The organism is Serratia sp. SM04 (assembly GCF_040280225.1).
GTDB classification, from domain to species: domain Bacteria; phylum Pseudomonadota; class Gammaproteobacteria; order Enterobacterales; family Enterobacteriaceae; genus Serratia; species Serratia sarumanii.
Window position 1 is genome coordinate 704,005 of the sequence record NZ_JBEOQT010000021.1, and the last position, 20,198, is coordinate 724,202.

Here is a 20,198-nt window from a genome sequence, read left to right on the forward strand (position 1 = left end):
AACCAGCCGCCCTGCTTAATGTCAGCTCAGGTCGCTCTATCTAGCTCCCAGGCTAACTAACCCCGCCGATCAAACCGATAAACCAGCACTAACGCCAGCGCCAGAAGTAAAAGCGGCGGGGCGAGGGCGGTGAAGGGCGCGTTGAGGGCGAACAGCAACCCCAGGTTGAGGACGATCTGGTAAGCGATGTAGGTCAGCAGCCCGACGATCACGCCGAGCGCTAATCGGCTGCCCATGCCGGGGGCGCGCGGGGCGGTAAAGGTAAACGGGATGGCCAGCAAAATCATCGCCAGCACCAGCAGGGGCTGGCCGAGTTTTTTCCACAGCGCCAGGCGGTATTCGGTGCTCGGCTGCCCCGAGCCCTGCAGGTAATCGATATAGCGCTCCAGCTGTTGCAGCGAGAAGCTGCCCGCCGGCAGGGTCAGCTCTTTCAGGCTCGGCACGGCGAACAGCGAGCGCCAGAGCAGGCTATCTTGCCGCGCAATCGTCTCTTTTCTGCCTTGCCAGCTTTTCAGCATCACGTTGTGCAGCAGCCAGCTGCCGTCGGCGGCGGTGCTGGCGCTGTCGGCGTAGATATAAGATTCCAGCGCGCGGTTGGCTTGATAACGGAAGATCTCGATGCCGTGGGGCTGGTCGTTCTCATCGACGGTCTTCACTGTCACAAACTCGTTGCCGCGCCGCGCCCACAGCGGGTTCACGGTGACGTCGTTATCGTTCGACTGCGCCAGGGCGTTGTTCTTCATCTGCAGCGCGCGTTGCTGCAGCGGCGAGGCCGCCCATTCATCGAGGGCGCCGAGCGAGAGGTTCATCAGCAGCCCGGCGGCGAGCATCACCAGCGCGATGCGGAATATCGACATCCCGGCGGAGCGGATCGCGGTCAGTTCCAGGGTTTTAGATAGCTGCCCCAGCCCGACGATGCCGCCGAGCAGCGCGATAAACGGCCCCAGATCGACCAGGCTGCGCGGCAGGGTCAGCACGGTCACCAGCAGCGCCTGCTGCCAGCGGTAGCCGCCCGGGGTCACGTCCTCCAGCTCGTTGATCAGCGTAAAGGTGGTGAACAGCGGAATGAGCAGCCCGGCCGCGGCGGCGAAGCCGATGAACACGTTGCGGATCAGGTAACGGCTAAAAATAGTCATCGGGAGGGTTTCCGCAGCAGGGATAAGTCGCGCGCCAGCAGCAGGGCGATGCCGGCAGCCATCGCCAGCGGCACCAGCCAAACGCCGGGGATCGTCGGCACAGAGCCGTTGGCGACCAGCGTGCGGCAAATGTTGCCGCCATAGAAAATCGCGGTAAACAGCACCGTCAGGGGCAGCAGCGCGGCGTAGCGCCCCTGTCGCGGCTTGATGCGGCTAAAGGGGATCGCCAGCAGCACCATCAGCACGGTGGTCAGCCCGCGGCTTTCGCGCCATTGCAGTTCGGCGGCGTCCCCTGGATCGGCGGAGCGCGCCAGCTCCGCCGGCGAGGCCGATTTGTGCCGGCTCTCGGCGCTGGGTACGAACGGTTTGAGCGCGATGTCGAAGTTGTCGTAATTCTGCCCGTTGTCGTCGGTGCCCTGGCGATCCAGCACATAGGCGGTGCCGGTTTTCAGCCGCACGGCGGGGCTGGCGGGGGAGGCGTCGAGCACCTCCACCGACTGCGCGCGGTACAGGTTGGTATGATGGCCGCCGCGCACATAAATCAGGGCGTCCGTCAGGTGGTTGGCCGTTTTGTCGACGTGGTTGGCGAGGATCATGCGGCCGTTGCCGCTGACGTTGAATTTGTCGGCCTGCAGGTGGCTCACGTCCAGCACCGACTGCGACTCTTGCTGCAGCTGATAAATATTGGCGTACGCCCAGGGCCTGCCATACAGCGACAGCAGCGTGACCGCTATCGCCAGCGGCACGGCCAGTATCAGCACCGCCTTGTACAGCCGCAGCGGGCTGGCGCCGGCGGCCAGCATGGCGGTGATCTCCGCATCGCTGTACAGCTGGCTCAGCGCCACCGCCACCGAGACATACAGCGCGACGGGCAATATCATCTCCAGCGCGATCAGCGACTTATAGAACACCACGTCGGCCACCACCCGCAGCGCCAGCGTGCCGTTGGCGGCGTCGGTCAGGTAGCGCTGGGCGGAGTAGCTGGCGAACATAAAGATCAGAAACCCGGCGATCATCATCACCAGGCGGCGGATCTCAACCGTGATGTAGCGTTCGATCAAAGACATGCGTCATCGGCTCCCGGCGGCGTGCGCTTCATGGCGTCTCCCGCGCGATCAGCGCGCGCAGCAGGGCGATCACCTGGTCAACTTCCTGCGGGGTGAGTGCGCCGTCCTTCGCCCACTGCACGCGCCCGGCCTGGTCCAGCACCACGATGGTGGAGCTCTCCTCTGGCAGCCGCCAGGCCATGCGCCCCAGCCCGTCGCTGTCGACGATGAACTGCGCCCAGGGGTAATTCCGCTTGTTTTTCTCGATCTTGCCGCGCACGAAAAAGCCGGAGCCCGGGATCGCGTCGTCGGTGTTGACGATGGTGGTGGGCTGGAAGCGATCGCCCGGCAGGTTCGCGTCCTTGACGGCGTTGATCAGCAGCGAGTTTTTCTTCTTGGCGGAGGTGCGCCCGGCGATGTATTGGATCACCCGCACTTTGCCCGCCAGTTTTGCGCTGTTCCACGGCCGGTAGCTGAAATCGCCGTTGCGCAGCAGCAGTTCGCCGCGATCGGCGATGGCGATCGGCGCCACCGGCCGGCCCTGCACGAAGTTATGCGCGGATGCCGCCAGCGGCGACAGCAGCAGCGTGAAGATCAGCAAGCGACGCAACGTCATCATGGCTCCTTGCTACGCGCTTATCTGCCCGCCGCGACGGCCGGCGGGGAAAACGACAGCGGAAAGCGCGCCAGCAGCAGCTCCAGGCGCTGGCGAATGTCGATATCCAGGATCGCCGGCCGATCGTAGATATCGCCGCCGGCCAGTTTGTCCGCCACCATCACGTCGTGCCGGTCGCCCATCAGGCCGTTAATCGCCGCCAGGAAGCGCGAGATCTGCCGGGCTTCGCGATTGTCGGGGTCGATCGATCTCAGCGTGTCGTAAAACGACACCTGGCGGCTGACGATTTTGCGCACGTTGTGGAACTGGTGCCCGGTCAGCGCCGGGCTGGCGATCAGCGTCTGCAGCTGGCGCATTTGCTCCTGGCGGTAGGCGATAAAGCCCTGTGCGCTTTCCAGCCGGGTGTGGCGCAGCGCATAGCGCACATATGACCATACCGGCTTGCTGAGCAGCAGCCGCAGCAGGTTGCCGTACAGCGTCAGGTTCTTCTGGTTGCCGTTGCGAAACGCGTCCTGAAAATGGCCGAGCACCACAGTGGTGGTGTGGAACAGGCGGTTGGCGCGGTGGGGCGCGCCGTACAGCTGCTGGGCGAAGCGCAGGTGCTTGTAGCGGGCGCGGATATATTTGTAGCGCATGCGGGTGGGCGCTGCCAACTGCGGGTCTTGCAGGAAACCGTTCACCAGTTGCAGCAGCTCGCGGCGGGAAAAGCCGTCTTCCCAAAACTGCAGGCACAGCGCGTAGTTGTCCCGGATGCTCTCGGGGGAGCATTCCAGATCGATCTGCTGCGGCAGGCTGATATTCGCCTCAACCAGGTCGTCTTCTTCCACCGCGACAAACAGCGCCTGGGTGGTTTCGGCGGAGAACTTCTTCCAATTATCGTGAGCGGTCATTGATTACTCTCTTTGGGCGCATTCAGCCCCAACATAAAGCGATTGCGGTAGGCGCCGATCGTCGGTATCAGGGATAACAGAACGTCTAAACATTGCCCCAGTAAATAAGCGAAGGCGGCACCCTGCACGCCGAAGGCATACGCCATCGACACCAGCAGCGCAATGTAGGCCGCCGAGGCCGTCGCCTGCGCGATCAGGAAAGCGCGCTGCTTGCCTGCCATAAACAGTAAGGATTCCTGCGGGAAGCCCATCATGGAGACGATGATCGCGCCCAGCATGATTTGAATCAGGTCATAGGCTTCCAGGTATTGCTGCCCGAACACCGCGGAAATGAGCGGTTTACCCACCAGCAGCATCAACACCGCGACGGCGAGACCGATGCCGCCGGCCAGCAGCGAGGAGCGCAGGCCCAGCAGCCACGGGGTCTTGGTGCGCGGATCCAGGCGCATGATCTCCGGATAGAAGCTTTTCTCCAGCAGCTTGGCCGGGGTGCCCGTCGCATCGAAGAAGGTCATGGCGATCTTGAACAGCCCGGCGGCGGCCGGCCCGAGCACCACGCCCACCAGCACGGTGGTGCAGGAGTTGCGCGCGGCCCAGATGGTATGGGCGATGTTGGTGGTCCAGACGAAGTTCCAGGCGCCCTCGATACGGCGCGCGACGTTGAACAGCCGTGGCCTCAGCGCGCCGTGGATATCGCGGCGGCGCAGCTCGCGCGCGGTGAACCACCAGAACAGCGTGCCGCCGATCAGGTTAGAGGCGTACCAAGTGACGATAAAGCCGGGGAATCCCAGATCGAAATAATAGGAGATGACGCTGCCCACCGCCTGCAGGAACGGCTTGATCGCCTGCTGGATGGCGATGAGATCGAAACGGTTGAAGGCGCGCAGCACGCCGGTCGGCGTGGACGAGGTCATCGACGGGATCAGGGTGCAGTACAGCATGGCGAGCCAGAAACTTTCGCTGTCCAGCCCCAGGGCGTGAGACAAGAACGGCAGCATGATCATGCCGCCCAGCACGGCGATGACGCCGCTGGCGATATCCAGCCCGAAGGAGAAGGCGACGACGTCGCGGAAGCGCCCGGTGTTTTGATGCTCCAGCGCCGGGGTGCCGAATTGCACCACAAACTGCCAGGTCTGGAATTTGATGAAATCGCTGACCGCTTTGGTATAGGCCTGGATCACCACCAGCACGCCGAACATTTCAGGCGACATGCCTTTACCGGCGCAGGAGAGCGCCAGCAGGCCGAGCAGCGCGCTGGCCACGCTGCCGGAGCCTAAGTAGGCGGCATTACGTAAAATGGAGCGAAACGCGCCATCGGAAAACCACCGTTTCATAACCCAAACCAGCCGTTATCATTGTTTTTCTGCATCTTGTGTTCCGCTGTCATGCGCTTGCCCTGTATGCGTTTAATAAACCTGAGTTTCTTCGCCGGCGTTTTCGCCGGGTTGCCCGATGTCGCTCTGTGGGCGCTTCGCGGGGTTCACCACGGCGGAAATGGCGTTGAGCGCGTTGCTCAGCACCTCGTCGTAAGGGGCTCTGGCGTCCAGCTCGATGATGCGCGCGCCGTTGTACTGCAGGCGCACCATGGCGGAAATCTTGTCTTCCAGCTCTTCATAGCTGTGATCGGGCTTGCGGGAAAACGCCGTATCGACGTCGATATCGAGGCGAATGATCAGCTCCGGCCGATAGACGGCCATGCGTTGATATAAACGGCGTTCGCGCGCCGCCAGGCGGCTCAATAGCCAGCCTTTTGCGCGTTCCACGCCGATGCCTGGCCCGTCGTAGTAAAAACCTGAAATTTCCGCCTGCGGGTAACGGTCACTGATCACCAGCATGCCGCTCTGCGCCAGCCGCCGCACCTTGCGCAGGTTGGATGCGCGCCACAGCGAAAAGCCGTACATGATCAGCGCCGCCCACAGCGCCGGCGGCCTGTTGCTCATGCGCTGGGTTTTATCGGATTTGGCCGCCAGGCGCCGTTCCAGCCACACGCCGATGAACGGCAATTTCTTGATTTTGTCGCCGTCTTCGCCGGAGATCAGCCCCAAATAGCGCCGCTCCGTGGGGCGATGCTGCTGCAGGTTCTTGACCAGATCGGCGGTCAGCGTGGACTTGCCGGTGCCGTCGCTGCCCACCACGGCAATCAGCCCGGTGATGCAGGTGGAAGAGGTATTCTGTTCGGCGGTGAGTTTATTTTTTTTCATCTATTTCGGTACGAAAAGGTTATTTGGCGGCTAGGCATTGGCGGCCCTCAGCGATATTTTAACGGCGCGCAGAGACTCGTCGAAAATACGATTGGCCGGTTCGCGGCCGTCTAAATCCAATATGTTAGCGCCGTTAAACGTCAGGTGCGGGATGACGGCGATCTTTTCACGCAACGCCGCCAGCGAGTGATCGGGTTTGCGTGAATAGGCCGTTTGTTCGTCAATATCCAGCCGAATTAATAATAAGGGCTGATAAGACGCCATCCATTGGTAGAGGTTTTGTTCGCGCTTTCTCAGCCAGCGGATCCAGCGATTGCCGCCGGCGGTTTTAGCCAGCTGTGGGCCATCGAAACGAAACCCCGCCACTTCGGCCTGCGGATAACGATCGGTGATCAGCAATGCGCCGCTGCGGCTTTTCTTCAGCATGCGACGGAATTTATAAACGCGCCAATAGGAAAGTAAAAAAATCACCAGCGCCGTGGCATTATCCGGCGGCGTGGAAGGGTGCTCATGCACGCGCTCCGACTTCTTCAATAAATAACGTCCGAAAGGGGCGCCAATAATCGGCAGCGAACTGATCCATTCGCCGATGCGCCCGGAAGACTGGCCGAGATAAAGCAGTTCGGCAGGTTCTTGTGCCGATAAGGCGTTGACCAGGCGGGCGGCTAACGTGGATTTTCCCGAGCCGTCACAGCCGGTTATCGCTATTACGCGCACGGGCGAGCGATCAGATGAAGGTCTTATCTGCTGACTCACAATAATTGATCCAATGCGAAAAAAACTATTGTATTCCAATACGCCTTGGGTTCAAGATATTTATTGTGCTTTGCCGCGATAAAATAATGAGATGGGTATTCCTGTTCGTTATTTGAATTGATATTTATAGCGTTCGTTCTTGTTATTTTGTGCTAATTGTTGGTGCGTGGGCCGGTTTCGCTTTTTATGTTAATTTCCGGCCGGGCTAACGGCGAAAAAAGAGCAGGGCTTTTCAATTTTCGCTTAATGTTTTGTGCTTTTTTGGCGTCGCGTTACGGAAAATTTTTTCCACGCGGCCACCACGGCAATGATAAGCGGTAGTTCGCTTCAAATATGGCACGCCGTTTCTGGTGTATTGAAAGAGAGTCTTATTATGAGTGCAAAATTTCCGCCGCTGATTGCGGTTATCGGCAGCGACGGATCGGGTAAGTCCACCGTTTGTGAACATCTGATCGCGTATATGAAACATTATGGCCCGGCGGTGCAGGTGCATCTGGGCAAACAGGCGGGCAACGTCGGCCGCGCGGCGGCGAAGTTGCCGCTGCTCGGGCGCTCGGTGGGCAAGGCTATCGAGAGCAATACCAAAAAAGTCAAAACGAAAAAATCCCGCATTGGCCTGCTGCCGTCGGCGGTGATCATCGCTTTCGTGGGGCGGCGGCTGCTGCGGTTTCGCCGCATGCTGGCGTATCGGCGGCAAGGGTTCATCGTGTTGACCGACCGTTTTCCGCAGGCGCAGATCCCCGGCGCTTACGACGGCACGGTTTTTCCCGTCGACGTTGAAGGGAGCCGTTTCGTCCGTTGGCTGGCGGCGCGCGAGCGGGCGGCGTTCCAATGGATGGCGGGGCAAAAACCGGATCTGGTGCTCAAGCTGAATGTCAGTCTGGCGGTGGCCTGCGCGCGCAAACCCGATCACCGCAAAGCGGCGCTGGAGAAGAAGATCGCCGTCACGCCGTTATTGACGTTCGAAGGCGCCGACATCGTGGATCTCGATGCCGATCGGCCGATCGAGGAGGTGCTTTCGGCGGCGGAAAAAGCCATCGCGGAATTTATGGCGGCGCAGGGTTATCGCTATTCCGCTGATGAAGTATCAACGGCTGCGCACTGAGGCGCGCATCGGTTCGGCAGGGCGGCGATGCCATTTTCGGCACCGCCGCCGCGGCCGAGAGGGAAGGCTTTATTTTTTCAGCGCCGCAAAGGCGCGCACGATGGTGTCAATCTCTTCATCGCTGTGCGCGGCATTGACGCTGCAGCGCAGCAGGGTAACGCCCGCCGGCGCGGCCGGTGGCAGCACCAGGTTTACATACACGCCGTGGGCGATCAGCTCGCGCCAGAAACGCAGCCCTTCTTCCTTCGAACCGATCATCACCGGTACCACCGGGCTGATGCGCGGCCCCAGGGTATACCCCAGTTCGGCGAGGCCGTGGTACAGGCGGTGCGCGTTGCTCCACAGCTTTTCCCGCAGTTCGGGATGGCGCGCGATTTTTTGCAGCGCCGTGCGCACCGACGCGATGCTCGACGGCGACGGCGACGCGGTAAAGATATACGGCCGGCTGCTGTAGCGCAGCACGTCCATTCCCTTGCCGCCGACGGCGAAACCGCCGATCGAAGCCAGGCTTTTGCTGAAGGTGCCCAGGATGATATCCACGTCTTGCTCGACGCCCAGCGCTTCGGCCAGGCCGCGGCCGTGCTCGCCCATCACGCCGAAGGAGTGCGCTTCGTCGACCAGCAGATACCCGCCGAGCCGCCGCTTGATGTCGACGATTTCCACCAGCGGGGCGACGTCGCCCAGCATGCTGTAGATGCCTTCCACGATAATGATCGCCTCGCGCGCACGCTCGCCCAGGCGCACCATGCGGCGCTCCAGATCGGCGGCGTCATTGTGGCGGAAGCGAATAATCTCCGCGCCGCCGAGGGCGCAGGCGTCGTAAATGCTTGCGTGGCTGTCCGCGTCGATCAACACCACGGCGCCCGGCCCTGCCAGCGTGCTGATGACGCCCAGGTTGGCGGTGTAGCCGGTGGAGAACACGATGGCGCTAGGGCGATCGAAGAATTCCGCCAGCTCCCGCTCCAGCGTCAGGTGCGATCCGTAGCTGCCGTTCGCCATGCGCGAGCCGGTGGTGCCGGTGCCGAGCGCGGCCAGGGCCGCCTGGCCGGCGGCGATCGCCTGCGCATCGAATGTCAGGCCAAGGTAATTATTGGTGCCGGCGAGGACAATCTTTTGATCGCCGATGCGGCCCTGGGTGGCGGAATAGACTTCGTCGATGCAGGTGCCGAACGGATTCAGACCGGACGTTTGAAATTGTTCGCGGTCATTGGCGAGGCGCGCAAACTTATCATACAGTCCCATGGTTTTTCTCCAGATAAGGGCGCAGCGCGTCAAGCAGTTGCTCAGGCGTTCTGACATCAAGCAATATATTGATAGGAATGGAGATATCTAATTCATCTTCCAGCATCATCAGCAGATCCAGGACTCTGATGGATTCCAGGCCAAGATCATTGACGAGATCGCTATCAGGTTTTATTTCCACTCCGCCTTCGACGATACCTTGCAAACACGTCAGGATATAATCCATTACAGCATCGCGATTTAGCATAAGAACGTTGACACACCTCTATTTGGAATAATTAAAACAGCCCTTCGCGCAGCGCGCGCTCCAAACTTACCTGTGGAAACCAATTAATCTGTTGCGACAGCGCGTGATTACTGGCGGACCAGTCGTGATGGGTTAATTCGCGTATTTTGCTGCGCGTCAGCATCGGCTCCTGTTTTACCAGGCGGTTCCACACCACGCTGATATCCGCCAGGGCTTTCAGCAGCGGCAGCGGAATGCCCACCAGGCGCACCGGCCCGTGCCGCACGGCGGCGCCGATGTCCCGCAGGCGCAGCCAGTTATAGCCTTCGGCCACGCCGTCGCACAGTTCGTAAATATTCGGCTGCGCGGGTTCGGCCTGCACCCATTGGCTGACCGCCTTGGCCAAATCGCTCACGTGCAGAAAAGAGAGCCTGGCGTCAGGCGCGCCCAGCCGGGGCAGCACGCCGCGCAGCAGTCCGTTGAACAGCGGTTTCAGCTCTTTATCGCCGGGCCCGTAAACCGCCGTTGGGCGGAAAATCCCCAGCGCGATCTCGCCGCTGGCGGCGATGAGTTGCTGCTCGGCGGCCTGTTTTGAATGGGCGTACCAGGACAGCGCCGGATGGCGGGCCGCCAGCGACGACATGAACAAGAAGCGACGGCAGCGGCCGTTCTGTTTGGCCGCCTGCATCAGGTTCAGGCTGCCGGTGACGTTGCAGCGGGTGAACACCGCTTCCGCATGCCCGCGCACCTGGCCCGCACAGTGCACGACGCACTCCGCGCCGCGCACCAGCTCGGTGAGCGAGGGCCGATCCTCCAGCGCGCCGGGGATCCACTGCAGGTTATCGGCGGCGGCTTTTCCCGCGTGCCGCGTCAGGGCGCGCACGTTAAACCCTTGCGCCAGCAGTTCCTGGACGATGTGCCGGCCGATAAAACCGGTCGCGCCCGTCACTGCCACCGTGCCGCTCATTGCGCGAAACCGGCCAGCTGCGGCATGTGCGGGTAGAGCGAGGCGCTCAGCCAGCGTTTTTTGGCCTCCGCGCGCGCGGGTTTGCCCGACGACGTGCGGGGAATGCTGTGCGGCGGCAGCAGCTCGATGTCCACCGCGATGCCGAACTCGCTTTGAATGCGCGCGCTCAGCGAACGCACGATTTGTTCCCGGCGTTCTTCCGAGCTGACTCGGCACTGGATTTGCAAAATGATCCTGGCCGCTTCATCGTGCTCTTCGGTTACGAAGGCGATCGCATCGCCGGAACGGATTTCCGGTTCGGATTCCGCGACGTACTCGATATCCTGCGGCCAGATATTGCGGCCGCGAATGATGATCAAATCCTTCTTGCGGCCGGTGACGTACAGATAGCCGTCCAGCAGGTAGCCCAGATCGCCGGTATCCATCCAGCCGGTCACCTGAATTTGCTGCTGGGACTCGTCGTCGCAGAAATAGCCGTTCATCAGGCTGGGGCCGGAGATCGTGATATGGCCGACCTGGCGTTCCGGCAGCGGTTGCCCGGTTTCGCTGCGGATCTCGATGCGGTGGCCGGGCAGCGCTCGGCCGCAGTTGACGAAGGTCGAGACGGCGCGGGTCTTCTTGCCGGGCGCGACCGCTTTACCCTCGTACTCCAAAATATCGCGGTCGACCGCGTTGGTTTGCGGGCCGGAGCAGGGATCGGAAAAACTCACCGCCAGGGTGTTCTCGGCCAGGCCGTAGCACGGCATGAAGGCTTTGCTGTCGAAGTTGATGCTGCTGAAGTGTTCGCCGAACTGGCCGAGCAGCTCGGCCGGGATCGGCTCGGCGCCCACGCCCGCGACCCGCCAGCTGGAAAGATCCAGATCGGCCAGCTCTTTGGCGTTGCTGCGGCGCAGGCACAGATCGTAGCCGAACGGCGGGGCGACGGACACCGTACCGCGATTCTTGGCAATCAGTTTCAGCCACTGCATCGGGCGCATGGCGAAATCTTGCGTGCGCAGATAATCGACGGACAGCTGGGTCGCCACCGGCGTCAGCAGGAAACCGACCAGGCCCATATCGTGATAGAAGGGCAGCCACGAAACGCAGCGGTCGCCCGCGCGCAGCTTGATCCCGTCGCGACTGATCGCGTTCAGGTTCGCCATCGCCGCCCGCTGGGTAATGATCACGCCGCGTGGAAAGCGGGTGCTGCCCGAGGTGTATTGGAGATAGGCGATATCGTCGGGCGAAGGCGCCGGCAAGGCGATCTCCGGCTCCGGCAAGGCGTTAAAGTCCGCGTCGCTGAGGATGTGCAGCGCCGAGGTGTTTTCCGTGGCCGACGCGATCAGCGGCGTCCACTCTTCGCTGCTGACGATCGCCGCGGGGTTGCAGCTGGCGATCAGCCCTTTCAGCTTGGCGGTGTAGGAGTCGCGCTGGCCCACGCCCATCGGGATCGCCAGCGGCACCGCCACCAGGCCGGCGTATTGGCAAGCGAAAAAGGCTTCGACGAATCCCGCGCTGGTTTCGGCGATAAGCGCCACGCGATCGCCTTTCTTGAGTTTCAGGGACAATAAACGCCGCGCGCCCGAGATCGCTTTTTGCTGCAGCGTGCGATATTCGAGAACGGTCACGAGTTGATTGCGACGGTCGTAAAAATTCATTCCCGTATTGCCCAGCGCCGCGTAATCCAACGCGTCCACTAAAGTGGGGAAGTCCGCATAGCGCATAGGAAGAGAATGAACGGAACTTGTTTCAGACATAGACAAACTTAGCCATAGATTAAAAATCACCAAAAGAGAAAATCACTCTTGGCGAGGTAATTGATGTTTTACTATGAATAGGTTTTGAATAAGTTTGTTATTCAACCATCTTCATTCCGCGAACAGCGTATATTGCCGTGCTTGAGGGCACGCCGGTTATTAACCGGGCAGAGCGTGAGTAGCCCGTGTTGTCAGCCTTGAGCGGCACCCTGGCGATATACGTGAGACTATTGTAATATCCGGGCTGCGCCGTTCTTTAGCCTGTCTCTTTCGGGCAGGAAATAACTGTCGGCTCATAGGTTATGACCTCATGCATGGCTATCTTGGAACTTAAACACTTCCTAAACAGTATGCCGCAAGAAATCCAAAAGTGAACGATTCATTTAAGGCTAATCTTAAAAAGAGCATTAAGTGGTAAAGATGGCGGCACACCTCCTGATTAAAGTCGGTACACTAAAAGCGGCGAGTTTCTTTTGCCGTAACAGCACGAAATAATAAAAGAGCACCATTAGCGTAGCCTGGCTGCGCCGCTTTCTGTTTCCTTTTTTTATCAATTACGGACATCACAGGGTGAATGTCGGGCGCAATAATGCGCTGTTTCACAGGGGGTAATATTCGGTTTTTCTTATCATTGAACCGGAGGCAATACACAATCCAATAAATGAGAACAGCATAAAAAATGCTAAAGGCGTTGTCGCGTGCTTATTTAATTATTTTATTAAAACGTAAGGCTATTTATGATCCGTGTTGAGAAAGTTCTGAGTAAACGCGAACTTAAAGAATTTATTGCTTTCCCCTCGCAACTGTTTCGCGATGATCCGAACTGGATTGAGCCGCTGCATGTAGAGCGCGAAGAGCATCTGTCAAAGAAGAATCCCGGCACCGACCACATTGAATGGCAGGCATGGGTGGCCAAAAAACAGGGCAAAGTCGTTGGGCGCATCACGGCGCAAATCGATGCTCTGCACCGGGAGCTGCATGGCGAGGATACCGGCCATTTCGGCATGATTGACGCCGTTGACGATCCCGCTGTTTTCAGCACCTTATTCACGGTGGCGGAGGAGTGGCTGAGGTCGAAAGGCGCGCGCAAAATCACCGGGCCGTTCAGCCTCAATATCAATCAGGAAAGCGGCCTGTTGGTCGAAGGGTTCGATACGCCGCCTTCCGCCCTGATGACGCACGCGAAGCCCTACTATGCGGCGCAAATAGCGCAGCAGGGCTACAGCGAAGGGATTGATTTGCTTGCCTATTGGATGAAAAGAACCGACCTGCATTTTTCGCCGTCGTTAACCCGGATGATGGATCAGGTGCGCAAAAAGGTGACCGTTCGCCGCCTCAACCGCAAGCGCTTTCGCGAGGAGATGCAGGTGCTGCGCGAGGTGTTCAACTCCGGATGGCAGCATAACTGGGGGTTTGTCCCGTTCACCGAGCACGAGTTCGCCACCATGGGGGATCAGCTGAAGTTCCTGGTGCCCGACGATATGATCCATATCGCCGAGGTGGATGGCGCCCCCTGCGCCTTTATCGTCGGTCTGCCGAACATCAACGAAGCGATTGCCGATCTGCAGGGGCGGTTATTGCCGTTCGGCTGGGCGAAGCTCTTGTGGCGGCTGAAAGTCAGCGGCGTGCGCACCGCGCGCGTGCCGTTGATGGGCGTGCGCCAGGAATATCAATTCAGCCGCATCGGGCCGATTATTGCGCTGTTGCTGATTGAGGCGCTGCGCGAGCCTTTTGCCAAGCGCAATATCGACGCGCTGGAAATGTCGTGGATCCTGGAAACCAATACCGGCATGCGGACGATTTTAGAACGCATCGGCGCGGTTCCCTATAAGCGCTACCGCTTGTACGAGAAAACGCTTTAACCGGCTGATAACGCATCGCCTTTTCACGTTCTCAGAATAATAACCGCGCCGGGGCATTTTCGGGCGGTGCCGTTTCAGGGGCAGGGTGACGGCGCGTGAGTGAATGCATCGTCGCCGCAAAGAGAACGGTTAAGGCCTTTAATTAATAAACTAGAGATAAATTCACGCCGCGTGATTTATTCACGAGTGATTGTGGCAGTATTGACGAGAGCTGATTGCATGCCTGTGGAAAAGAAAAAAGGAATAAGCCGATTAACCTACAGCATAAGGAATTCCTGGGCCGGATTTATTGACGCCGTGCTTACCGAAGATGCGTTTCGCCAATTATTGGTTATTAACGCCATTTTACTGGTTGTTACATTTGGTTTAGATATTACAAATATAGAACGGCTGTTATTAATCGCCTGCAGTTTTCTGCTATTGGTGGTTGAGCTGCTTAATACGGCGATTGAAACCGTGGTCGATCGCATTTCGCTGGAATTACATCCGTTATCCAAACGCGCTAAAGATCTGGGCGGCGCTGCGCAGCTGGTGGCGGTGGTGATGACTATCATTATTTGGGGAATGGTGCTGCTGGGGCGATAAGGGCTTGGGTGGCTCAATTGCCAGGCCGGTTGCCATGGTGCTATAAGCGGTTATCATCGATGTTTTGCGTTCAGCAAGGAGAGTCGGCCGCTATGCCCGTGAATTTTGATCTCAACGATCTTTATGCCTTCCGCGCGCTGGTGGAGTACGGCAATTTTCGGCTGGCAGCAGAATCCATCTGCCTGTCGCAGTCGGCCCTGAGCCGCAGGATTGAGAAGCTGGAAAACGCGCTGGGCAGCAAACTGTTCGATCGTACTACCCGGCGCGTGACGCTGACGCTGTACGGGCAGGCGTTTGCCGAGCGTTCGGATCAGCTGCTGATGAATGTCGAAGCGGTGTTGGCCGATATCGATAAGGTCAGCCAGGAGCGTACCGGGCTGGTCACCGTCGCCACGGTGCCGTCGGCGGCCTACTATTTCATGCCCGACGTGATACGCCGTTTCCGGCTTCGCTATTCGCGCGTGCGCGTCAAGCTGATCGACGGCAGCGCGGGCAATGTGATTGAGGCGGTCACCGGCGGCCAGGCTGACTTCGGCATCTGCTTTGCCGGGCGGCTGCAGCCTAACCTTGAATTTGTGCCGTTGGTGGGGGACGTTTACGTGGCCGCCTGCCGGCGCGACCATCCGCTCGCCGCTAAAAAGAGCCTCACCTGGCGGGAATTTTATCAGCAGGATTACGTGTCGCTGGATAAAACCTCCGGCAATCGCAATCTGCTTGATCAGCGCCTGGAACACCTCGTGCCGGAGCGCCCCAGCGTGTGCGAAACTCGCCATGTGACGACCATGCTGGGCATGGTTGAGGCGGGCATCGGCATTGCCGCCGTGCCCGCCATGTCGATGCCCGCTTCAGAGCATTCGGTGTTGACGTCGGTGCCGCTGGTCGAGCCGGTGGTGAAACGCACCGTGGGCCTGATCCGGCGCGGCGGCCGCATGCAGTCTTTCGTCGCCGCCGAGTTGGAAAAGCTGATTACTGAACAGTATCACTCTGCCTGACCGGCTGCTGCGCCGGCACGCTTCGCATGCCGGTCGCGCGAATGGTCGGCTGTGCCTGAGAGGAGGCGAGGAACTCTAGCAGCGCTTTGCCTTCGCGGCGATGTTCCGCCTTGGCGATTACCGCGCCGGCGAAGCGGGTGATGTACTGCACGTTTTCCGGCAGTTCGCCGATAAAGGTGACGCCCGCCACGGGCAGCAATTCGCTGACCTGCTGGAAGCCCAACGCGTATTTCCCCTGCGCCACTTCAGAGGCCACCGGAATGCGCTCAACCATGTGCGCTTTTCCTTTCACCTGTTCCTCGATGCCCAGCTTTTTGAACAGTTGGCCGCTGACGTAGCGGCCGCTGGCGCTGTCGGAATAGGCGAAAGAGTCGGCTTGCAGCAAGGCATTACGCAGCTCGGCATCCGTTTTTATCGCCGGCTTGGGCGCGCCCTGTTTCACCACCATGCCGATCGGCGAATCGGCCAGCTCCACGCGCGAACCCGGCTGGATCCAGCCGCCTTTGTCCAGTTGGGTCAGCGCGTCGCCCACCATGATCACCACATCGGCTTGCTCTCCGCGCGCCAGCCGCGCGGGGATCGCCTGCGGCGTTTTCCCCATGGAAGGGCCGGACACCAGAATGATTTTGTCGCCGCTTTGGGCTTCATATTCCGGGGCCAGTTTCTCCAGCGCGGCCTTGAAGCCGCCGGAGATCATCACGGTCATGTCTTTGGCCAGCGCCGCGGTGCTGAAGGAGGCGCACACCAGCGCGGCGAGGATCGAACGAGTGAGTTTTTGCATGGCATGATTCCTTATGGCGATGGCGCGTTAGCGTGCGGTTTGCAGCGGCATGGCGATGCGGCGATACAGATACAGCGTCGCCAGCAAGGCGCACAGCGCGGCGAAGCTCATCCAGTAGCCCGGGGAAGCCTTATCGCCGGTGTATTCGATCAACGCGGTGGAGATCACCGGCGTAAAGCCGCCGAACACCGCCGTTGCCAGGCTGTAGGCCAGCGAGAACCCGGCCACCCGCACTTCCGTTGGCATGATCTCGGTTAAGGCCGGGATCATGGCGCCGTTGTAGAGGCCGTAAATGAAGGACAGCCACAGCAGCACGGCCAGCATCATGCTGAAGCTGGGGGCGGCGGCGAGCAGGCTCAGCGCCGGGTAGGCGGTGGCCAGCGTCAGCAGCGTCATGGCGACCAGCACCGGCTTGCGGCCGAAGCGATCCGACAGCGCACCGCCGATGGGCAGCCAGATGAAGTTGGAAATCGCGACCAGTAAAGTGACCAGCAAGCTGTCGGAGGCGCTGAGCAACAGCACCTTTTTGCCGAAGGTCGGCGCATACACGGTGATCAGGTAAAACGCGGTGGTGGTCATGGCGACCATCAGCATGCCGGCCATCACCACCGGCCAGTTTTTCAGCAGGGTTTTAAACACGTCGCGCATCGCCAGGTGGTGGCGGCGGGCGGTAAATTCCTGCGTCTCTTCCAGCTTGCGGCGCAGCAAGAAGATGAAGGGAACAATCAGGCAGCCGAACAGGAAAGGCAGGCGCCAGCCCCATTCGCGAATGGCGCTTTCTTCCAGCGCCGCATTGAGCGCGAAGCCCATGGCCGCCGCCACCATGATCGCCACCTGCTGGCTGCCGGACTGCCAACTGGTGTAGAAGCCCTTACGGCCCGGCGTGGCGATTTCGGCCAGATAGACGGACACGCCGCCCAGCTCCGCGCCCGCCGAGAAGCCTTGCAACAGGCGCCCGCACAGCACCAGCAGCGGCGCCCAAAGCCCGATGCTCTGGTAAGAGGGGATCAGCACGATCAGGAAGGTGCCAGCGGCCATGATCGACAGGGTGACGATCAGCCCTTTGCGGCGGCCGACTTTATCGATGTAGGCGCCCAGCACGATGGCGCCAATGGGGCGCATCAGAAAACCTGCGCCGAATACCGCGAAGGTCATCATCAGCGAGGCGAACTCGCTGCTGGCCGGGAAAAAGGTGTGTGCGATGTAGGTGGCGTAAAAGCCGAACAGAAAGAAGTCGAACTGTTCCAGAAAGTTGCCGGAGGTGACGCGCAGGATCGCGCCGGTTCTGGCCCGGGTGGTCATGGGTGAGGTAGAGGAATGCATCTTTATCTCCAGTTTGTTATGGGCGCCTGACGCCGCGCCTGTTGCTGAAGACTCGCTCAGGAAAATAAACTAAATAAGCGCAATAAACGCATGGCGCGATGCGTTTGGCGCATCAATCTCCGTTAACAATGTTGCCTAACCTGATGTAACGTGGCGTTAACAAACTTATCGCTCGCCGCCCGCGGCGCAGAGCGCCGAAAACGTTATGCGCATTTTGTGACAGGGTTCATAAAGGGGTGGCGGGGAAACGCCCCGTGCCCTCTGACCGATTGTCCGTTACCGCTCGTAAAAAGGTGAATGTCTCGCACTGCGTTTGCAAAATGTCCGGATGTACGTTCAGCCTTGCAGTAACCACGAATGCTTTTGCATGCCATTCTGACGCCTCTCTGCTATAGCTTTACATCTATATAGTTGTTGATCTATATTTGCAGGGAGGTCCCGTGTGGGAAATTAAAACAACGGATGCGTTTGATAACTGGTTTAGCTCACTCCACGATGCCGATCGGGCTGGCGTGCTTGCCGCATTGATGATCCTGCGGGAAAAGGGGCCGGGGCTGCCCAGACCCTATGCCGATACGGTTAAAGGTTCGCGTTACAGCAATATGAAAGAGCTGCGCATTCAGAGCCGTGGCGAACCGTTGCGGGCATTCTTCGCCTTCGATCCGTACCGTATCGGCATTGTACTTTGCGCGGGCAATAAAGCCGGTAATGAAAAACGTTTTTACGATCGGATGATTCAGGCGGCCGATCGGGAATTCACGAACTGGCTGAACACATTAAACGAGAAGGAGTGACGCGATGGGCAGAACGCTGGAACAGCTTATTGCGGATGAAAAGCCCGAGGTCGTGGCCAAAGCGCAAGCGCTGGCGGCTGACATCATGCTGAACATCCACCTTGCCGAGCTGCGCGAGAAGGTGCAGAAAACGCAGGTTGAAATGGCGCAGGCGCTGGGTATCCGGCAACCGACCGTTGCCGTGATGGAAAAACCGGGCCGCGATCTGAAACTGTCTTCGCTCAAACGCTATGTTGAGGCGGCCGGCGGCAAGCTGCGCCTGGATGTTGAACTGCCGGACGGCTCTCACTACGAATTTGTGCTGTAAGCGCTAACGGCAAAAAAGCAAAAATCCCGCTCGGGTTTCCCTGAGCGGGCTGTTCGCAATATGGCGCCCCCGATATCAGGAGGCAGCTGTGAAAGCAAAGAGGCTCAAGGCGTGCTGGCTGTATGGGCGCTGCCGTTTGAGCCAGATAGCGTTAACAAGCCACCCGCCGTATCTTCGCGATAAACCATCCCCTGCTCAAAGCTGAAACGATACGACTTATGTTGATTAATCGCTCATTTAACGTGCAATAACTCAACGTGTTTCATTAAAACTGCGAACAAATTCGTATTTTTATCGCACTATTTATTCAAATATTCTCCCGGTGAAGTTCATCACATTTCTTTAACCTGCTTAACAGTAGATTTCTCTCGTGAGTAAAAAAATCGATTCAGCTAAAGGGGAAGGGAAATGAAGAAAACGTGGGTTATGGCGGTGTTTTCGGCCCTGATTTCAGGGCAGGTGGCGGCGCAGAGTTGGGTGCTGACCAGCGCTGAAGATGGCGTGGAGAAAGGAAACTGGAAGATTTCGAGTGAGGCGCTGAAGGTTAAGGATAAAACGTTCAGCATTGAGCAGAAAGTGTTGCACGGCGGCAAGCAAGAAGGCAGCAAAGTCGTGATTATCCGCAGCGAGGATGGCCTGACCATCACGCTGAGTCCCACGCGCGGCATGAACCTCCTGCGGGCGGAAGGATTTGGCGCGAAAATGGGGTGGGATTCTCCGGTCAAAGAGGTGGTCAACCCCGCCTTTATCAACCTGGAAAGCCGCAATGGGCTCGGCTGGCTGGAAGGTTTCAATGAGATGATGGTGCGCTGCGGCTATGAGTGGACCGGTCATCCGGTGACCGAAGGAGGGCAGATTTACACCTTGCACGGTAAAGCGGGCAATACGCCGGCCTCACTGGTTGAGGTCGAGGTAGCGGATACGGCGCCGTATGAAATTCGTATTCGCGGCCTGATCAAAGAGAGCACATTCAAAAAAGCCGATCTGCAAACCCTGACCGAACTGCGCTACGTACCTGGCAGCAACAGTTTCAGCCTGCATGATGTGTTAACCAACCGGGCGGATTATCCCCACGACTACCAGATTATCTACCACAGCAATTTCGGCGCGCCGATTCTGGAAAATGGCGCCCGCTTCCTGGCGCCGATGGCCAGCATCAGCCCGTTTAACGACTATGCCAAAGCCGGGTTGAAGACCTGGGGAACCTATGCCGGCCCCACCAAAGGGTTCGATGAAATGGTCTTTAACATTAAGCCATTATCGGATCCGAATCATCAGACACTGGCGGCGCTGGTCAATCACGCGGGCGACAAAGGGGTGGCGATTCAGTTCGATACCCGCCAATTGCCCGTCCTGACGCTGTGGAAGAATACCGATACGTTAAAACAGGGATATGTGACGGGGATTGAGCCGGGCACCAGCTATGCCTACCCGGTCACCATCGAGCGCGAACAAAAACGCGTTAAGCAATTGCAGCCTGGCGCCAGTGCGCAGTTTGATCTGACCTATACCTTGCTGCACAGCAAAGCGCAGGTGGCGGATCTGGAGAGGAAGATTGCTGATATTCAGGGTAAGGTAAAAATTGATGAAAATGCCGCGCCGATAGCCAAAGAGTAACGTTTCCTGTCGACGC

At 59.1% G+C, this 20,198-nt stretch carries 20 protein-coding genes; 7 read left to right on the forward strand and 13 right to left on the reverse strand.

Translation table 11 applies throughout. From position 1 onward, the window contains the following. Positions 1–56 precede the first annotated feature (56 nt). The 7 genes from lptG to ABTW55_RS17795 form a co-directional block, all read right to left on the reverse strand. Complete coding sequence (lptG, locus tag ABTW55_RS17765; RefSeq protein WP_060421837.1) at positions 57–1,136, reverse strand: LPS export ABC transporter permease LptG; 1,080 nt, start codon at positions 1,134–1,136, stop codon at positions 57–59. Next, complete coding sequence (gene lptF / locus ABTW55_RS17770; protein ID WP_060421834.1) at positions 1,133–2,203, reverse strand: LPS export ABC transporter permease LptF; 1,071 nt, start codon at positions 2,201–2,203, stop codon at positions 1,133–1,135. Before lptF ends, lptG begins: the two co-directional genes overlap by 4 nt. Positions 2,204–2,231: 28 nt before the next feature. Continuing rightward, entirely contained in the window at positions 2,232–2,798 is a 567-nt protein-coding gene (locus tag ABTW55_RS17775) for a YtfJ family protein (protein ID WP_033635227.1), read from the reverse strand. Positions 2,799–2,818: 20 nt separating this feature from the next. Beyond that, positions 2,819–3,688, reverse strand: coding sequence for a hypothetical protein (locus ABTW55_RS17780; protein WP_060421830.1), 870 nt, complete (start codon positions 3,686–3,688; stop codon positions 2,819–2,821). Then, on the reverse strand, positions 3,685–5,022 hold the full coding sequence (locus ABTW55_RS17785; protein ID WP_033655209.1) for a lipopolysaccharide biosynthesis protein: 1,338 nt from the start codon (positions 5,020–5,022) through the stop codon (positions 3,685–3,687). The genes ABTW55_RS17780 and ABTW55_RS17785 overlap by 4 nt, the downstream gene beginning before the upstream one ends. Positions 5,023–5,094: 72 nt before the next feature. Further along, the gene (locus ABTW55_RS17790; protein ID WP_060421827.1) at positions 5,095–5,889 is read right to left on the reverse strand and encodes a hypothetical protein; all 795 of its coding nucleotides are present in this window, start codon (positions 5,887–5,889) and stop codon (positions 5,095–5,097) included. 30 nt (positions 5,890–5,919) lie between these two features. Next, positions 5,920–6,645, reverse strand: a complete 726-nt coding sequence (locus ABTW55_RS17795) for a hypothetical protein (RefSeq protein ID WP_060421824.1) — start codon at positions 6,643–6,645, stop codon at positions 5,920–5,922. A 373-nt stretch (positions 6,646–7,018) separates the two neighbouring features. On the opposite strand from ABTW55_RS17795, the gene ABTW55_RS17800 reads away from it, so the two are divergent. Continuing rightward, entirely contained in the window at positions 7,019–7,750 is a 732-nt protein-coding gene (locus ABTW55_RS17800) for an ATP-binding protein (protein ID WP_041035915.1), read from the forward strand. Between the two features lie 69 nt (positions 7,751–7,819). On the opposite strand, the gene ABTW55_RS17805 is transcribed toward ABTW55_RS17800, so the two are convergent. The 4 genes from ABTW55_RS17805 to ABTW55_RS17820 are packed head-to-tail and all read right to left on the reverse strand — an operon-like array spanning position 7,820 to position 11,921. Further along, positions 7,820–8,992 (reverse strand): aminotransferase class I/II-fold pyridoxal phosphate-dependent enzyme, encoded by a 1,173-nt coding sequence (locus ABTW55_RS17805; protein ID WP_004935542.1) that lies wholly within the window; start codon positions 8,990–8,992, stop codon positions 7,820–7,822. Beyond that, positions 8,979–9,239, reverse strand: coding sequence for an acyl carrier protein (locus tag ABTW55_RS17810; protein WP_015378483.1), 261 nt, complete (start codon positions 9,237–9,239; stop codon positions 8,979–8,981). Before ABTW55_RS17810 ends, ABTW55_RS17805 begins: the two co-directional genes overlap by 14 nt. Positions 9,240–9,270: 31 nt before the next feature. Further along, a complete protein-coding gene (locus ABTW55_RS17815) occupies positions 9,271–10,185 on the reverse strand; it encodes an NAD(P)-dependent oxidoreductase (protein ID WP_049195347.1) in 915 nt (304 codons plus the stop codon). After that, positions 10,182–11,921, reverse strand: coding sequence for a fatty acyl-AMP ligase (locus tag ABTW55_RS17820; RefSeq protein WP_033655213.1), 1,740 nt, complete (start codon positions 11,919–11,921; stop codon positions 10,182–10,184). Before ABTW55_RS17820 ends, ABTW55_RS17815 begins: the two co-directional genes overlap by 4 nt. A gap of 737 nt (positions 11,922–12,658) precedes the next feature. Between ABTW55_RS17820 and ABTW55_RS17825 the strand changes: the two genes are divergently transcribed. From ABTW55_RS17825 to ABTW55_RS17835, 3 genes are all read left to right on the forward strand, one after another. Further along, the gene (locus ABTW55_RS17825) at positions 12,659–13,783 is read left to right on the forward strand and encodes a hypothetical protein (protein WP_033635219.1); all 1,125 of its coding nucleotides are present in this window, start codon (positions 12,659–12,661) and stop codon (positions 13,781–13,783) included. 192 nt (positions 13,784–13,975) lie between these two features. Then, on the forward strand, positions 13,976–14,368 hold the full coding sequence (locus tag ABTW55_RS17830; protein ID WP_230200053.1) for a diacylglycerol kinase: 393 nt from the start codon (positions 13,976–13,978) through the stop codon (positions 14,366–14,368). A gap of 92 nt (positions 14,369–14,460) precedes the next feature. After that, positions 14,461–15,360: a LysR family transcriptional regulator gene (locus ABTW55_RS17835; protein WP_060421821.1), complete on the forward strand. Its 900-nt coding sequence runs from the start codon at positions 14,461–14,463 to the stop codon at positions 15,358–15,360. Here ABTW55_RS17835 and ABTW55_RS17840 read toward each other — a convergent pair. Both ABTW55_RS17840 and ABTW55_RS17845 read right to left on the reverse strand, forming a co-directional pair. Further along, positions 15,335–16,141, reverse strand: a complete 807-nt coding sequence (locus ABTW55_RS17840; RefSeq protein WP_060421819.1) for a substrate-binding domain-containing protein — start codon at positions 16,139–16,141, stop codon at positions 15,335–15,337. The genes ABTW55_RS17835 and ABTW55_RS17840 overlap by 26 nt on opposite strands. Positions 16,142–16,168: 27 nt before the next feature. Then, positions 16,169–17,464, reverse strand: coding sequence for an MFS transporter (locus ABTW55_RS17845; RefSeq protein WP_033647957.1), 1,296 nt, complete (start codon positions 17,462–17,464; stop codon positions 16,169–16,171). A gap of 440 nt (positions 17,465–17,904) precedes the next feature. Here ABTW55_RS17845 and ABTW55_RS17850 point away from each other — a divergent pair, with 440 nt between their 5' ends. From ABTW55_RS17850 to ABTW55_RS17860, 3 genes are all read left to right on the forward strand, one after another. Beyond that, complete coding sequence (locus ABTW55_RS17850) at positions 17,905–18,258, forward strand: type II toxin-antitoxin system RelE/ParE family toxin (RefSeq protein WP_033647956.1); 354 nt, start codon at positions 17,905–17,907, stop codon at positions 18,256–18,258. 4 nt (positions 18,259–18,262) lie between these two features. Beyond that, positions 18,263–18,565, forward strand: a complete 303-nt coding sequence (locus ABTW55_RS17855) for an XRE family transcriptional regulator (RefSeq protein ID WP_033635213.1) — start codon at positions 18,263–18,265, stop codon at positions 18,563–18,565. A 408-nt stretch (positions 18,566–18,973) separates the two neighbouring features. Beyond that, positions 18,974–20,182, forward strand: coding sequence for an aldose 1-epimerase family protein (locus ABTW55_RS17860; protein WP_041035902.1), 1,209 nt, complete (start codon positions 18,974–18,976; stop codon positions 20,180–20,182). Positions 20,183–20,198: the final 16 nt, after the last annotated feature.

Coding starts and splice junctions, on each gene's coding strand:
- ABTW55_RS17810 (WP_015378483.1), bottom strand. CDS start 9,239: ATGCTAAATCGCGATGCTGTAATGGATTATATCCTGACGTGTTTGCAA.
- ABTW55_RS17785 (WP_033655209.1), bottom strand. CDS start 5,022: ATGAAACGGTGGTTTTCCGATGGCGCGTTTCGCTCCATTTTACGTAAT.
- ABTW55_RS17815 (WP_049195347.1), bottom strand. CDS start 10,185: ATGAGCGGCACGGTGGCAGTGACGGGCGCGACCGGTTTTATCGGCCGG.
- ABTW55_RS17780 (WP_060421830.1), bottom strand. CDS start 3,688: ATGACCGCTCACGATAATTGGAAGAAGTTCTCCGCCGAAACCACCCAG.
- ABTW55_RS17840 (WP_060421819.1), bottom strand. CDS start 16,141: ATGCAAAAACTCACTCGTTCGATCCTCGCCGCGCTGGTGTGCGCCTCC.
- ABTW55_RS17800 (WP_041035915.1), top strand. CDS start 7,019: ATGAGTGCAAAATTTCCGCCGCTGATTGCGGTTATCGGCAGCGACGGA.
- ABTW55_RS17855 (WP_033635213.1), top strand. CDS start 18,263: ATGGGCAGAACGCTGGAACAGCTTATTGCGGATGAAAAGCCCGAGGTC.
- ABTW55_RS17805 (WP_004935542.1), bottom strand. CDS start 8,992: ATGGGACTGTATGATAAGTTTGCGCGCCTCGCCAATGACCGCGAACAA.
- ABTW55_RS17790 (WP_060421827.1), bottom strand. CDS start 5,889: ATGAAAAAAAATAAACTCACCGCCGAACAGAATACCTCTTCCACCTGC.
- ABTW55_RS17860 (WP_041035902.1), top strand. CDS start 18,974: ATGAAGAAAACGTGGGTTATGGCGGTGTTTTCGGCCCTGATTTCAGGG.
- ABTW55_RS17835 (WP_060421821.1), top strand. CDS start 14,461: ATGCCCGTGAATTTTGATCTCAACGATCTTTATGCCTTCCGCGCGCTG.
- lptF (WP_060421834.1), bottom strand. CDS start 2,203: ATGTCTTTGATCGAACGCTACATCACGGTTGAGATCCGCCGCCTGGTG.
- lptG (WP_060421837.1), bottom strand. CDS start 1,136: ATGACTATTTTTAGCCGTTACCTGATCCGCAACGTGTTCATCGGCTTC.
- ABTW55_RS17845 (WP_033647957.1), bottom strand. CDS start 17,464: ATGCATTCCTCTACCTCACCCATGACCACCCGGGCCAGAACCGGCGCG.
- ABTW55_RS17775 (WP_033635227.1), bottom strand. CDS start 2,798: ATGACGTTGCGTCGCTTGCTGATCTTCACGCTGCTGCTGTCGCCGCTG.
- ABTW55_RS17820 (WP_033655213.1), bottom strand. CDS start 11,921: ATGTCTGAAACAAGTTCCGTTCATTCTCTTCCTATGCGCTATGCGGAC.
- ABTW55_RS17825 (WP_033635219.1), top strand. CDS start 12,659: ATGATCCGTGTTGAGAAAGTTCTGAGTAAACGCGAACTTAAAGAATTT.